Here is a 13,621-nt window from a genome sequence, read left to right as displayed (position 1 = left end):
TTGTCAGTGCGAGCCGGCGGACGCGGATTGCTCCCGTCGCGCCTTCTCCACGAGATGTTGGGCGAAGTAGGTGGCAAGGCCGACGATCACGACCGTGATCACGCCGAGGGCAGCACCGGGACCGCGCCCCGCCGCCGACTGCATGAACAGGTAGAGGCCGTAGGCGAGCGGCGCGTCGCTTTCCTGCGCCACCAGCATGATCGTCGCCGACAGTTCGACGGCGGCCGTCGCGAAGCTGGTGACGAAGCCGGCGACGAGACCGGCGGCCATCAGCGGCAGCACGATCCTGCGCACCGTGCGCACCTTCGGAGCACCGAGGTTTTCCGAGGCCTCCTCCAGCGACGGACTCACCTGTTGCAGCGCCGCCGAGCACGAGCGCAGCGCGTAAGGCAGGCGCCGTGTCGCCAGCGCGATGACGATGATGCCCCACCATGTGGCGAGAGGCGCACCGGTGAACGGCATGTCGACGCTGTAGAACAGGCGCAGATAGCCGATGCCGAGCACGACGCCGGGAACCGCGAGCGCGGCCATGGCGATATAGTCCAGCCACTTGCGCCCGATCAGCGTCGTGCGTGCCGCCAGATAGGCGATGGCCGTGCCCAGCAGCACGTCGATCAGCGCGGCGATGCCGGCATAGAGCAGCGTGTTCTTGATGAAGGGCCAGGCCTTGTTGACCGCCACCGCATAGTGCTCGGTGGTGAAGCCGTCTGGCAGGACCGAGAAGGACCACACCGTGCCGAGCGACAGCAGCAGAAGGCCGATATGCGGCGCCAGCACGATGGCCAGCAGCGCCAGCACCACGAGATAGCAGCCGGCCGTTTCCAGTGCGCCGAGATCCCGCTTGGACAGGCCCCCGCCGCCCTTCTGGGTGGTGGAATAGTCCTTGCCGCGCATCGCGCTGATCGACACCCACATGGCGAAGATCGAGCAGACGATGAGGATGACCGAGATCACGTAGCCCATCGGGTCGGAGATGCCGACCGAGGAGATGCGCAGGTAGGCCTGCGGCGCCAGCATGTTGTTGACGTTCAGCAGCAGGGGCGTGCCGAGGTCGTCGAACACCTTGACGAAGACCAGCGAGGCGCCGGCGATGTAGCCGGGCATGGCCAGCGGCAGCACGATGCGTCGGAACAGCCGCATGCCGTGCGAGCCCAGCATCTGCGCGGATTCCTCCATCGACCGGTCGATGTTGCGAAGGCTCGCCGACAGGTTGATCAGGATGAAGGGGAAGTAGTGGATCGACTGGACGAGGATCACCCCGTTCAGCCCCTCCATGAAGGGCAGCGTGATGCCGAACCAGTCGCGCAGCAGCAGGTTGACGCTGCCGTTGGAGCCGAACAGCAGCTGCATCGCCACCGCGCCGATGAAGGGCGGCATGATCAGCGGAACGAAGCCAAGCGTCTGGATCAGCACCGCGCCGCGGAAGTTGAAGCGCGAGGTGATGTAGGCGAGCGGCAGGGCGAAGATGGTGGCCAGCACCACCGACATCGCGGCCACGTAGAAGGAATTGTAGAAGGACTCGCGGAACAGCGCGCTCCGGAAGAAGTCCATGAAGTTGGCAAGCGTCAGCTGGCCGCTGCCGGGATCGGTGAAGGCGACATAGATCACCATCGCCACGGGCAGGATCAGGAAAGCGACAAGGAAGAGCAGGATACCGAGCGCGGCCGTCAGCGGCCCCCAGGATATGCGCTGCCCGAAACTTGCACGCGAAGGGACGGTCGACAGCGCAGCCATGCGCGGTCCTCCTCATCAACGGGCGGGTTGTGTGGGACTGAAGGAACCGGGGCGGGCGATCCCGTGCCGGGACCGCCCGCAGACGCTGGTCTTGCGTCAGTTCGCGGACTTCGCCTTTTCGGCCAGGTCCACCGCCTTCGCATAGTTCTCGACGATGCGGGCGTCCCACTCCTGCTCGACCTCGGCCTGACGGCCGCTGGACTTGTCGTCCTCGCTCTTGCGCTTGGTCGTGAAGATGGCGCCGAAGGCCGGATCGTTCGCCGTCTCCAGGTCGACCGGGGTCCAGGCCACCAGGGCGCGCGCCTCGGCAATCAGATCCTTGGCCGCCTGCGAACCGCCGTCACCCACGGCCGCCTCGGCCTCGTGGATGGCCTTCACGGCCGCGGCCAGCTCCTTGTGGCGATAGGTGATCATGCTGTCGAACAGCGCGTTGACCGCGTTGTAATGCGCCTTGGAGGCTTCGCTGTCGAAGCTGACGCTGGCCTTGATCGTGTCGCCGACGAACGGGTTCGGGAAGCCCTCGGGCGCGTTGGCATAGGCTTCCGGATTGACCGGCAGACGCATGATCTTCGGGTCGAGCAGCAGCTCCTGGCCCTTCGCCGACAGCAGGAAGTCGACGAACTTCTTGGCATTGTCCTCGTTCGGCGCGTTGGTGACGACGCCGACATTGGCCGGCACCAGGGCGGTCACGTCCGGATAGACGAAATCGACCGGGAAGCCCGAGGAGCGAGAGGAGAAGCCGAAGAAGTCGATCACCACGCCGAAGCCGAAGGAGCCGGTGTTGACGCCGTCCGGCACGCCGAAGGAGCGCTCGGTGATGGTGTAGGAGTTGCCGCCGATCCACTTGATCTGCTCCCAGCCCTTCTCCCAGCCCTCGCCCTGCAGGATCGTCTCGATCGTCAGGTGCGTGGTGCCGGAGCGCGAGGGCGAGGAAATGCCGACATGGCCGAAATACTCGGCCTTGGTCAGGTCGGACCACTGCTTCGCCGGCTCGATGCCGTAGGACTGGGCGTAGCGGGTGTTCCACATGATGCCGTAGCCCGACAGGGCGAAGCCCGTGTAGAAGCCATCCGGATCGTTGATCGGATAGGCGCCGATCTTCTCCGGCAGGCCCTCGACCGACGAGGTGTACTTGACCAGCAGGCCGTCGGCCTTCAGCACCTCAAACGCGTCGGGAGCCGACGCCCAGAAGATGTCGGCGGAATTGTTCGACGTGGTTTCCTTCAGGAACTTCACGCCCGAGCTGGTGCTCTTGTTGACCACCTCGACGGTGACGCCCGGGTTGGCCTGCTCGAAGGCGTTCTTGTAGACGTCGGTGACGTCGGCAGGATAGGACGTGACGATGGTCAGCTTGTCGCTGGCGAGCGCGAGCGTCGTCATGGACACGCTCGCGAACAGAGCGGCCGCTCCCGCGGCTGCTTTCAGGGCAAAAGAGCTCACTTGTATTCCTCCCAATGGATCCGGCCTTTGCCGGCCGGTGCCCTTTCCCCTCTCAAATGCCGTGCCAGAACCGGAAGTCCGGCCGAGAAATCCGATAATTCAATGATTTCAACCGAATAGAAAAACAATCCGCCGAGGACCGCAGCCAGGACTGTTCCGGAAATGACTCAGCCGGGCGTCAGCAGTTGAGTCGAAATCGACTCAACTGCTGATGCCGCGCTCGGGCAGTTCGATGCCGAGCTTTTCCATCCTGAGATAGAGCTTCTTGCGCGGGATGCCGAGCTGTCGGGCGACCGCCGACAGGTTGCCGGACGAGGCCTCGATGGCCTCGCGGATCGCCGCTTCCTCGAAACTGTCGAGCCGCTCCGGCAGGCTGGCCGCCGCCCCGCTTCCGCCTGCCGGCTGGCGGGAGCCGAGGCCCAGCGCCAGCCGTTCGGCCCGGTTGCGCAGCTCGCGCACATTGCCCCGCCAGCGCTCGCCGATCAGCCCGGCCATCACCGCCGGCGCGATTGCCGGGCATTCGCGCTGGCGCGCGGCCGCCGCCTCGCCCGCGAAATGGCGGAAGAGGACGGGAATGTCCTCCGCCCGCTCGCGCAAGGGCGGGATGCGGATCTCCGCCATGTTGAGGCGATAGAACAGGTCCTCGCGGAACGTGCCCGCATCGGCCGCCTCGCGCAGGTCGACCTTGGTCGCCGCCACCACCTTGACGTCGATGGGCACCGGCTCGTTGCTGCCGACCCGCTCGATGGCCCGCTCCTGCAACGCGCGCAGGAGCTGGGTCTGCAGGTGCAGCGGCATGCTCTCGATCTCGTCGAGAAACAGCGTTCCCCCCGAGGCATGCTCGAACCGGCCGATCCGCCGCTTCACCGCGCCGGTGAAGGCGCCCGCCTCGTGGCCGAACAGCTCGCTGGCGATCAGGTTCTCCGGCAGCGCGCCGCAGTTGATCGCGACGAACTGGCCCTGCCCGCGCGGGCTGAAGCGGTGCAGGCACCGCGCCACCAGCTCCTTGCCCGTGCCGGTCTCGCCGTGGATCAGCGTGTCGACATCGGCCGCCGCCACCGCCAGCACCTCGTCGCGCAGCAGCGCCATCGCCCGCGAGATGCCGATGAGAACGCCGGAGATCTCGCGATCCGCCGCGCGTTCGCCGCGCAGGCGCCGGTTGTCGAGCTCCAGCGCCCTCAGCCGCAGGGCATTGGCGGCGAGCGCGATCAGGTAGTCGGGATCGGCCGGTTTTTCCAGAAAGTCGAAGGCGCCCGAGCGCATCGCCTCGACCGCGCGCGGCACGTCGCCATGGCCGGTCACCAGGATGAAGGGGATCGCCGGATCGATGGCATGCACCCGTGCCATCAGCTCCAGCCCGTCCATTTCGGGCATGCGCAGATCCGAGATCACGACGCCGGCAAAGCGGCTGTCGAGCCCGGCAAGCGCCGACAGCGGCTCGCCATGGGCACGCACGGTGTAGCCCTCCAGCACCAGCGTCTCGCGCATGGCCTCGAGCACCGCCGGATCGTCGTCGACCAGCACCACTGTGCCGCCAATGTCCCTAGATCCCGCCATTCGCCGCGTCCCTTGCCTCCTGCCCTTCGTCCGCCCGGTGCAATTCCAAGATCGCACGCGTGCCGCCGCCCTCGGCGGGAGCAAAGCGCAGGCTCCCATCGAAATCGCGGACGATGTTGTAGGAGATCGACAGGCCGAGACCAAGCCCCCGGCCCGGCCCCTTGGTGGTGAAGAACGGGTCGAACACCTTGGCGAGCACACCTTCGGGAATGCCGCAGCCATTGTCCGCGACCTCGATCTCCACCCGGTCTCCGGCCGCCCGCACCGCGACGGCGACCCGCGGCGCCTCGCTGGCCTCCACCGCGTCGACCGCGTTGCCGATGAGGTTGATCAGCACCTGTTCCAGCCGGTTGGCATCGGCCCGCACCATCGGCCCGCCCGCCTCCTGCGGCAGGTCGAAGGCGATGCGCGCCGCGCCGGGCTGCATGCGGAACAGCTCCGCTGCCCGCAACACGATGGGCGCCGGATCGCAGCTTGCCGCCTCGCGGGTGCGCCGGCGCGCCAGCGTCTTCAGGTGGTTGGACGTGTCGGCCAGTCGCAGCACCAGGCCCGAGACCTGCTCCAGCTTCTCCTGCACCTTGCCCGTGTTGGCCTGATCGAGATAGCGCCGCGCATTGTGCAGGTAGGAGCGCATGGCGGCGAGCGGCTGGTTGAACTCGTGCGCGATGCCCGCCGACAGCTGGCCGAGCGCGGCCATCTTGCCCGCCTGCACCAGTTCCTCCTGGGTCTCCAGCAGCTTGGCCTCCACCTGCCGGCGCTCGCCGATCTCGTGGGTCAGCCGCTCGTTGATCTCCACCAGCTCCAGCCGCCGCCGCCGGGCGAGCTGGCTGCGCCCCTGCAGCGTGCGCAGCGCATCGGCGAGCTGGCCCATCTCGTCCCGCCCGGTGACGTTGACCGGCGCGTCGAGCTCGCCTTCCGCGATGGCCCGCATGGATTTCAGCAGACTGGACAGGCGCGGGATGAACTGCCGGCCGACCGTCAGCCAGCCGACCACCAGCGCCACCACCGCCAGCAAGCCGCCGAGCCCGAGCAGCAGCACCGTGCCGCGCGCCAGCGCATCGCGCGCGGACGCCGCCGCCTCGACCGAACGCCGGCCGGCGGAGGCAACCGCCCCGCTGACGAGGCGCGACAGCCGGTCGAGCTTGTCGCCGGCCTCGTCGACGATCACCGCGCTCTCGCCCGCCAGCGCCGCCTCGCTCAGCTTCAGGTCGAACAGCTCGCCCCCCGGCGCGCCGAGCCTTGCGATATCCGCCAGCGCCTGGCGCAGGGTCACGGTGCTTGCCGCCTGCGCCAGCAGCGAGACCATGTCGCCGGTGCCGGCCACCGCCTCGCCGACGTCCTGGCGCAGCAGCTCGATCACGTCGCGGTCCTGCGCCTGGGCAACGCGCAACAGCTTGCCGATCAGCAGGTTCACGTGGGCATGCGCGCTCCACAGCGTCTCGGCAAAGCTCAGCTCGCCTTCCAGCAGCTCGGTCTGCGGGGCCGCGCCTTCGGCGGCCGGTGCCGCGCCCTCCATCGCGTCCAGCGCAACGCGGATGTTGAAGTCGGTGTCGACGATCAGCGGCTCGATCTCGCGCAGGGCCTCGTCGTGCAGGCGGTTGAGCCGCACGACCAGCGCATCCACCTGCTGGCGGATCTCCAGATGCCGGGCGACATTCCCGTCGATCCGGGCGATGTCGGCGGCGAGCGCCTGCGGCAGGTCGGCGGCCAGGTCCGCACTGCCCGGCAATTCGTCGCTCAGCGTGCGGCCGATGCGCTCCAGCAGATCGGCAAGGCTCGCCACCGCCGCCTCGAGCCGCGCCCGGCTTTCCTGCCGGGTTTCCGTACTGCGGGCGAAAACGAGGCGCGGCATGTCGGCGCGAATGCCCGTCGCCACCTCGGCGAAGCGCGAAATGTCGGCCTGCCGCCCGCTTTCGATGGCGACGAGATCGCTCACCGTCTCGCCGTAGCTGGAAAAGACGTAGACCGAGAGCGCCGCCGTGCCGATGCCGACCGTCGCGATGATCGCCAGCGCCGCGATCAGGCGGAAGCCGATGAAGGAATGCAGCCGCTCCGGCCGCGGGGAAACGCGGTCCTGCCGACCGTCCTGCCCGCCGTCCTGCCCACCGTCCTGCATAGCCATCGTCACTGCTGTGCCGGCGAAACGGCGACAGCGGCCGCCATGCGGCGCTGCGCCTGCTCGACCAGGGCGCCCGCCTCGGCCAGCCGCTCGCGCGTCTCCCGGTGCCAGCTCTCCATCAGCCGCTCGCGAAAGGCGCGGTTTTCCAGCCGTTCCGGGCCGCCGGGCGAGAACACCCGCACCAATGCCGGATCATGCGCCATGAAGGCGCGCACCGGCACGCCGGTCGCCCGGCGATAGGCCTGACCCAGCAAGGCACGCGCCTCGCGCGCAGCATCACCCTCTCCCGAAACCATTGCGCCGACCTCGCGCCAGCGGCGCCAGAACCGCCGGTGCTCGTCGAGCTGGTAGGTCACCAGCTGGTCGAACAGCGCCACCACCACGTCGCGCCGGGTGGAGGCGAGCAGATAGTCGAACCGCTCCTCGAAGGGGGTCGCCTGCCGGGCGGCGGCCAGCGGGATGCGTGCCACCTGCGGATCGGCCAGCAGCGCCTGTCCCGCGTCCCCTTGCAGAAAGCCGACGAAACGGCGCGCGCCCTGCGCATGGCGGGCCGTGCTGAGCGCCGCAACGCCGGCCGGCAGCATCACGTCCTCGGGCGCGGCGAGAAAGGCGAGCTGCTCGCCGTTCGTCTGCTGGGTGCGGGCAAGGAAGCCGACGCCGATGCCGACCGGGAAGCGGCCATGCGCCAGCCCCTCCGGCACGCCGAAGGACCGCGCCGTCACCGTTGCCAGGTTGCCGGCCAGTTGCTGCAGATAGGCCCAGCCCTCGTCCCAGCCGAGCGATTGCAGCACCAGTTCGACGAAGAGCAGCGTCGTGCCCGAACGCGCCGGCGCGGACATCGCGACCATGCCGGCATAGTCCGGCGCCAGCAGCGATTGCAGGTCGGTCGGCACCGGCAGCCCCTTGGCGCGGACGAGATCCGGCCGCCACATGATGCCGAGCTGCGAATAGGCGAAGGCATGAAGCCGCGGTGCCGAAGGCTCCGGCCCGCTCGTCGCCGCCTCGCCCGCCCGCTCCGGCCGCGCCAGCAGCCGCGCGCGCGCAAGCTCGGCAATGGCGATCGGCGAGCTGGTCCACACCACGTCGGCGCGCGGCAGGCGCTCGCTCGTCACATGCTCGATGATCGCGTGGGTCGACTTGTGCAGGAAGCGCAGCTCCTCGCCGGGATGCGTGCGCGCATAGGCGGCCCCGACCGCCTTGGCGAACGGCTCGGGATAGGACGTCAGCACGATGGTCGGCGGCCCGGCCGGAGCTCCGGCGGGCGCACTCGCATCCTGTGCGGCAAGAGGGCGGGGCAGCAGGGCAAGGGCGAGCGCGAGCAGTCCGGCAACGAGTCCGGCAATGCTCGTCCACGGGCGGCCGCCCCCTCCTCCCGGGGCGGACCGGACTGCAAGACGTGAGGGTTTCATTGTCCTTCCTGTGTCCGGTCCGGCGCCGACTGCTCCTCCGCAGGGCCCGAAATGCCGGTCACGGCGATCACGATTGCCGGCATTTGGCCACAAGCAAGCCGGCTCTTCAAGGCATGTCGCCCCGCTCTTCCACCATGGGAATTTTTGCGCAGGCTTGCCTTGTCGGCCGGACCGTGCCCCTATTTGCAACGAGCAAATGTTCGATTTCGAACAAAACAGCGAAACCGAGGGGCGATCGGCGGATCGTCGAGGGACCCGGGGGCGGCAAGAGAAACAGCGGATGCGGACGGACGAAAACCCCAAGAAGAAGACCCTGCGCCAGCAGGAAGTCATGAGCTTCCTGGAGAAATCCGGCTATGCCTCGGTCGAGGAACTGACCCAGCGCTTCGCCGTGACGTCCCAGACGATCCGCCGCGACATCGGCGAACTGGCCGAGAGCGGCCGCGTACGGCGCCACCATGGCGGCGTCGCGCTGGCGAGCCCCATCGACGCCCACACCTACCGCCAGCGCCGTGTCGACCGGGCCAGCGCCAAGCGCCGCATCGCACGGCGGGTCGCCGAGCTGGTGCCGGACGGAGCCTCGGTTTTCCTCGACACGGGCTCGACCTGTGAGGCTGTGGCCGAGGCCCTGTGCGAACGCACCGCTCTGCGCGTCGTCACCTACGGCCTTCGCGCCGCAGTCACCCTGATCGACCGGACGGACTTCACCGTCGCGGTTCCCGGCGGCTTCGTCCAGAACGTCGCCGGCAGCGTGATGGGCGAGGACATCGCGGAGTTCATTCGCCGCTTCCGCTTCGACGTGGCGATCATCGCCGTCAGCGGCATTGCCGAGGATGGCGGCATGGGCGACGACGACCAGAACGAGGTGTCGATCGTGCGTGCGGCCATCGGTCAGGCACGCTCGACACTGCTTGCGAGCGATTCCAGCAAGTTCTACCGCACCGCACTGGTGCATCTGGGACCGGTGACCGAGGTTTCTGACCTCGTGACCGACGCGGCGCCGCAAGGTGCACTGCAACAGATCCTTGCCTCATCTGAGGTCAGGCTGCACATTGCGTGATCGCAAGCTCGCCGGAAATCCGTTCGGCGGCTAAAAAATCTCGAAACTTGTATTTAGACTGTTGTGAAGCCGCGCCATTTGAGCGTTAAATGTCACAAAAAGAAAAATGTTGCCTTTCGAACAGAGGAGAACCGAGATGCACCTGACAAAGAGGTCCGCACTGGCCGCCCTTGCAGCGATCATGCTGTCGGGCACGGCAATGGCCGACACGATCACGGTCTACACGTCCTATGAGGAGGACGAGGCCGCGGCCTTCCTCGAGGAGGCGAAGAAGGCGCTTCCCGATCTCGAGGTGAACATGCTGCGCCTGTCGACCGGCGACCTGGCTGCGCGCATCATCGCCGAGAAGGCCAATCCCCAGCACGACGTGCTGTGGGGCTTTGCCGTGACCTCGATGGTCAATCCGCAGATCCTCGAGGGTCTGGAGGCTTACAAGCCGGCCGGCATCGACCAGGTTCCCGAGCGGTTCCGCGATCCCGACGGCAAGTGGTTCGCGGTCACCGGCTACATGGCCGCGCTCTGCGTCAACAACGAGCGGCTGAAGGACAAGGGCCTGAAGATGCCCACCTCCTGGGCCGATCTGACGGACCCGTCCTTCAAGGACGAGGTGGTCATGCCCAACCCGGCCAGTTCCGGCACCGGCTACATCCAGATCAACTCGCTGCTGCAGCTGATGGGCGAAGAGAAGGGCTGGGAGTTCCTCGACAAGCTCGACAAGAACGTCGCCCAGTACATCAAGTCGGGCTCGCGGCCCTGCAACGCCGCGTCGGCCGGCGAGTACACGGTCGGCGCCTCGTTCGGCCTGCGCGCCGTCAAGAACATCGAGGAAGGCTATCCGATCACGCTCGTCGTTCCGTCCGAGGGCGCCGGCAACGAGATGGAGGCCAACGCCCTTGTCGCCGGCTCCAAGAACAAGGACGCCGCCAAGCGGTTCCTCGACTGGACCCTCAGCGAGCAGGCCGCCAACGCCTATTACGACTGGAAGGCCATCGTCACCGTGCCGGGCGGCAAGATGCCCGAGCGCTTCACCTCTGCCGGCCTGCCGGAAGACGTGTCGAAGGTGCTCTTCCCGGTCGACTTCAAGGCAGCCGCCGAGGAGCGCGCCCGGATCGTCCAGACCTGGCAGGAAAAGTACGAGCGTTGAGAACGGCTTGAGCCGAAACTCGTAAGGGCATTCCGGCGGTCTTGCGCATCACGCGGGACCGCCGGGTAAGCCGCCCCGCCTCGTGATCCGATGCCGCCGGCGCCGCCCCCTGGCGGACGGGCGCCGGCTGCCGCCTTCCTTTGAAAAAACACGCCCGCAGGGAAAGCCCCATGGACCTTTCGATCCACGATCTCGTCAAGCGCTTCGGCAAGCTGACCGCGCTCGACCATGTCTCGCTCGAGGTGGCCCAGGGCTCCTTCGTCTGCTTCCTCGGCCCCTCGGGCTGCGGCAAGACCACCTTGCTGCGGGTCATCGCCGGGCTTGAGGAGGCCGATGGCGGCAGCATTCGCCTCGGCGAGTCCGACCTGTCCTCGATCCCCGCGCGCAACCGCAATTTCGGCGTCGTCTTCCAGTCCTACTCGCTGTTTCCCAACATGACGGCCGCCCGCAACGTCGGCTACGGGCTCGAATGCCGCCGCTGGGACAAGCCGAGAATGCAAAATAGAATCAAAGAGATGCTCGATCTCGTGCATCTCGCCGACCAGGCCGAGAAGCTGCCCTCGCAAATGTCCGGCGGCCAGCAGCAGCGCATCGCGCTCGCCCGTGCGCTGGCACCCGATCCGTCCGCGCTGCTGCTCGACGAGCCGCTGTCAGCGCTCGACGCCAAGGTGCGCGAGGAGCTGCGCATCGAGATCCGCGCGGTGCAGAAGCGCCTCGGCATCACCACCATCATGGTCACCCACGACCAGGAAGAGGCGCTGGCCATGGCCGACCTGATCGTCGTCATGAGCAAGGGCCGCATCGAGCAGATCGGCACGCCGCAGCAGCTCTACCGCGAACCGGCCACCGCTTTCGTCGCCGACTTCATCGGCCGCATGAACGTGCTGCCGCTCGATCCCGGCGCAGCCGGAAGCTACCGTTTCGCCGGCACGCCGCTGGCGGTGGCGACCCTCGCAAACGGCACGGCGAACGCGGCCACCGCCGCCGCGCTCGGCATCCGCCCCGAGGCCGTCGCCTTGCGGGAGCGAGGAGCGAGCGGCGAAAATATCCTCGCGGTGGACGTGCGCTCGGTTTCCTTCCTCGGCAACATCACCCGCGTCGAGCTGGCACCGGAAAACCGTCCGGAAACCGCCATTGTCGCCGAGCTGCACGGCACTGCCACCGTACCGGAAACCGGCACGCGGCTGGCCGTCTCTCTCCCCGCCGATGCGCTGCGGGTGCTGTCATGAGCGTGTCGGCCGCACGCGAGCCGCAACGGGCCGGCAAGGCCGCCGGCTGGGCCAGCGACCGCTCGATCACCATGGGCCTGTCGGTACTCGCCGCGATCCCGATCCTGCTGTTCCTGCTGCTGCCGCTGACCGGCATCCTGCTGCGCGGTTTCGAGACACCGAGCGGTTTCGGCATCGGCAACTTCACCGAAACCTTCGGCGCCGAGCGCTTCTGGCGGCTGGTCCTCAACAGCATTTCCATGTCGCTGACCGCGACGCTGGCCGCCGTCGGCCTTGCCTATTTCTACGCTTATGCCCTGCAGCGCGCCGCTATCCCGTTCAAGCCGTTCCTGCGGATCGCGGTGCTGACGCCGCTGTTCGCGCCCTCGCTGGTGCAGGCGCAGGGACTTATCCTCCTGCTCGGCCGCAACGGCGTTCTCAACCGCTTCCTCGGCTTCGACATTGATATCTATGGCTTTTGGGGAACGGCCATCGCCAATGCGCTCTATGCGTTTCCCTATGCCTACCTGATCCTGTCCGCGGCGCTTGCGGTCGCCGATGCCCGCATCTACGAGAGCGCGGAAACGCTCGGCGCGGGGCCGGCGCGGATCTTCCGGGACGTGACGCTGCCGGCGACGCGCTTCGGTCTGGCGGCGGCGATCTTCGTCGTCTTCACCCTGGTGATGACCGACTTCGGCAACCCGATGGTGATCGGCGGCGACTTCAGCGTGCTCGCCACCGAGGTCTACAATCAGGTCATCGGGCAGGCGCAATTCGGCCTCGGCGCGGTGATCGGCATCGTCCTCCTGGTGCCGGCTATCCTCGCCAAGCTGATCGAGAAGCGCATCTCCAGCCGCCAGCACGCGCTGGTCACCGCCCAGTCCAAGCCCTTGGAAACAAAGCCGTCCCGCGGCCGCGACCTCGCCTTCTCGCTCTATGCCTACACGGTCGTGTCGCTGATCCTCAGCGTCCTTGTCATCGTCGTGGTGGCGAGCTTCGTGCGGCTGTGGCCCTACAACATGAGCTTCACGCTGAAGCACTACGAGTTCGACGTCCAGAACGGTACGGCGCCGCTGTGGAACAGCGTCGGCGTCTCGCTGGCCACCGCCATTCTCGGCGTCGCGATCACCGGTCTCACCGCCATCGTGGTGCAGAAGTTCAAGAACCCTCTCACCGGTCCGCTGTCGCTGCTGGCGATCCTGCCGGCCGCCGTCCCCGGCATGGTCCTGGGCCTCGGCTACGTGCTGACCTTCAACGATCCGGCCAACCCGCTGAACGTGCTCTACGGCAGTTTCACGCTGATCGTTATCCTCAGCGTCTACTACAACCACGCCCACGCTTTCCTCATTTCCTCGACCAGTCTCAAGCAGATAGGCCCGGTCTTCGACGAGGCCTCGACAACGCTGGGAGGCAGCACGCTGACCACCTTGCGCAAGGTGACGCTGCCGCTTTTGTGGCCGACGCTGCTCGGCGTCGGGGTGTTCTATTTCATGCGCACGATGGTCTCGCTCTCGGCAGTTATCTTCCTGGTGACGCCGTCGACGCAGCTCGCCGCGGTCTCGGTGCTGCAGCTCTCCGACCGGGGCGCGGTCAACCAGGCGGCCGCCTTTTCGGTCTGTATCATGGCGATCGTGATCGGCTGCCTCTTGATCGTGCGAACGATCCTGTGGCTGGCCGGCGCCAAGAATGTCACCCTGATCCGCTAGACGCGCGCGCGGGAAAGAGAAACGGACGCAAGGGCTTGGCCTCTTGCGTCCGCAGGCCGGGCACGACTTGTCCCCCTTGCGCAACAAACTTGAGAAATTTCGAGACGGATTTTGCAAAATTCCGCGCTGAAATCGCCGATTTTCGAGAAACCCGTCTCGAAAACGCGTCCTGGCCCGCTCCCCTTGGAAAAATGACGGAACCTCGTGGCTTCCGACCGGTTAGGTCGGTTCCACGACAGGAGTT

At 67.3% G+C, this 13,621-nt stretch carries 9 protein-coding genes; 4 read left to right on the top strand and 5 right to left on the bottom strand.

From position 1 onward, the window contains the following. Positions 1–3 precede the first annotated feature (3 nt). The 5 genes from BBX35_RS10555 to BBX35_RS10535 all read right to left on the bottom strand — a co-directional run bounded on the left by BBX35_RS10555 (position 4) and on the right by BBX35_RS10535 (position 8,259). Positions 4–1,734, bottom strand: a complete 1,731-nt coding sequence (locus tag BBX35_RS10555) for an ABC transporter permease (RefSeq protein WP_083206194.1) — start codon at positions 1,732–1,734, stop codon at positions 4–6. Between the two features lie 96 nt (positions 1,735–1,830). Further along, a complete protein-coding gene (locus BBX35_RS10550; protein ID WP_067219973.1) occupies positions 1,831–3,114 on the bottom strand; it encodes an ABC transporter substrate-binding protein in 1,284 nt (427 codons plus the stop codon). Positions 3,115–3,375: 261 nt separating this feature from the next. Next, positions 3,376–4,731: a sigma-54-dependent transcriptional regulator gene (locus BBX35_RS10545; RefSeq protein WP_208979813.1), complete on the bottom strand. Its 1,356-nt coding sequence runs from the start codon at positions 4,729–4,731 to the stop codon at positions 3,376–3,378. Further along, positions 4,718–6,853 carry an ATP-binding protein gene (locus BBX35_RS10540; RefSeq protein ID WP_083206193.1) on the bottom strand — a complete coding sequence of 712 codons (2,136 nt, stop codon included), beginning with the start codon at positions 6,851–6,853 and terminating at the stop codon, positions 4,718–4,720. Before BBX35_RS10540 ends, BBX35_RS10545 begins: the two co-directional genes overlap by 14 nt. Positions 6,854–6,855: 2 nt before the next feature. After that, entirely contained in the window at positions 6,856–8,259 is a 1,404-nt protein-coding gene (locus BBX35_RS10535; RefSeq protein WP_171901431.1) for an ABC transporter substrate-binding protein, read from the bottom strand. Between the two features lie 280 nt (positions 8,260–8,539). Here BBX35_RS10535 and BBX35_RS10530 point away from each other — a divergent pair, with 280 nt between their 5' ends. From BBX35_RS10530 to BBX35_RS10515, 4 genes are all read left to right on the top strand, one after another. Beyond that, on the top strand, positions 8,540–9,319 hold the full coding sequence (locus BBX35_RS10530; RefSeq protein ID WP_067219543.1) for a DeoR/GlpR family DNA-binding transcription regulator: 780 nt from the start codon (positions 8,540–8,542) through the stop codon (positions 9,317–9,319). 136 nt (positions 9,320–9,455) lie between these two features. Continuing rightward, complete coding sequence (locus tag BBX35_RS10525) at positions 9,456–10,463, top strand: ABC transporter substrate-binding protein (protein WP_067219542.1); 1,008 nt, start codon at positions 9,456–9,458, stop codon at positions 10,461–10,463. Positions 10,464–10,633: 170 nt separating this feature from the next. Then, a complete protein-coding gene (locus BBX35_RS10520; protein WP_067219539.1) occupies positions 10,634–11,692 on the top strand; it encodes a putative 2-aminoethylphosphonate ABC transporter ATP-binding protein in 1,059 nt (352 codons plus the stop codon). Then, positions 11,689–13,377 (top strand): ABC transporter permease subunit, encoded by a 1,689-nt coding sequence (locus BBX35_RS10515; RefSeq protein WP_067219537.1) that lies wholly within the window; start codon positions 11,689–11,691, stop codon positions 13,375–13,377. Before BBX35_RS10520 ends, BBX35_RS10515 begins: the two co-directional genes overlap by 4 nt. Positions 13,378–13,621: the final 244 nt, after the last annotated feature.

Source organism: Stappia indica (assembly GCF_001696535.1).
In the GTDB taxonomy this organism is placed as follows: domain Bacteria; phylum Pseudomonadota; class Alphaproteobacteria; order Rhizobiales; family Stappiaceae; genus Stappia; species Stappia indica.
The sequence above is the reverse complement of the archived record's forward strand: the minus strand, read 5'-3'. Positions and strand labels throughout refer to the sequence as shown.

Bases quoted from the DNA above. Each gene is read 5' to 3' on its own strand.
- BBX35_RS10555 (WP_083206194.1), bottom strand. From the start codon at position 1,734: ATGGCTGCGCTGTCGACCGTCCCTTCGCGTGCAAGTTTCGGGCAGCGC.
- BBX35_RS10550 (WP_067219973.1), bottom strand. From the start codon at position 3,114: ATGACGACGCTCGCGCTCGCCAGCGACAAGCTGACCATCGTCACGTCC.
- BBX35_RS10545 (WP_208979813.1), bottom strand. From the start codon at position 4,731: ATGGCGGGATCTAGGGACATTGGCGGCACAGTGGTGCTGGTCGACGAC.
- BBX35_RS10540 (WP_083206193.1), bottom strand. From the start codon at position 6,853: ATGGCTATGCAGGACGGTGGGCAGGACGGCGGGCAGGACGGTCGGCAG.
- BBX35_RS10535 (WP_171901431.1), bottom strand. From the start codon at position 8,259: ATGAAACCCTCACGTCTTGCAGTCCGGTCCGCCCCGGGAGGAGGGGGC.
- BBX35_RS10530 (WP_067219543.1), top strand. From the start codon at position 8,540: ATGCGGACGGACGAAAACCCCAAGAAGAAGACCCTGCGCCAGCAGGAA.
- BBX35_RS10525 (WP_067219542.1), top strand. From the start codon at position 9,456: ATGCACCTGACAAAGAGGTCCGCACTGGCCGCCCTTGCAGCGATCATG.
- BBX35_RS10520 (WP_067219539.1), top strand. From the start codon at position 10,634: ATGGACCTTTCGATCCACGATCTCGTCAAGCGCTTCGGCAAGCTGACC.
- BBX35_RS10515 (WP_067219537.1), top strand. From the start codon at position 11,689: ATGAGCGTGTCGGCCGCACGCGAGCCGCAACGGGCCGGCAAGGCCGCC.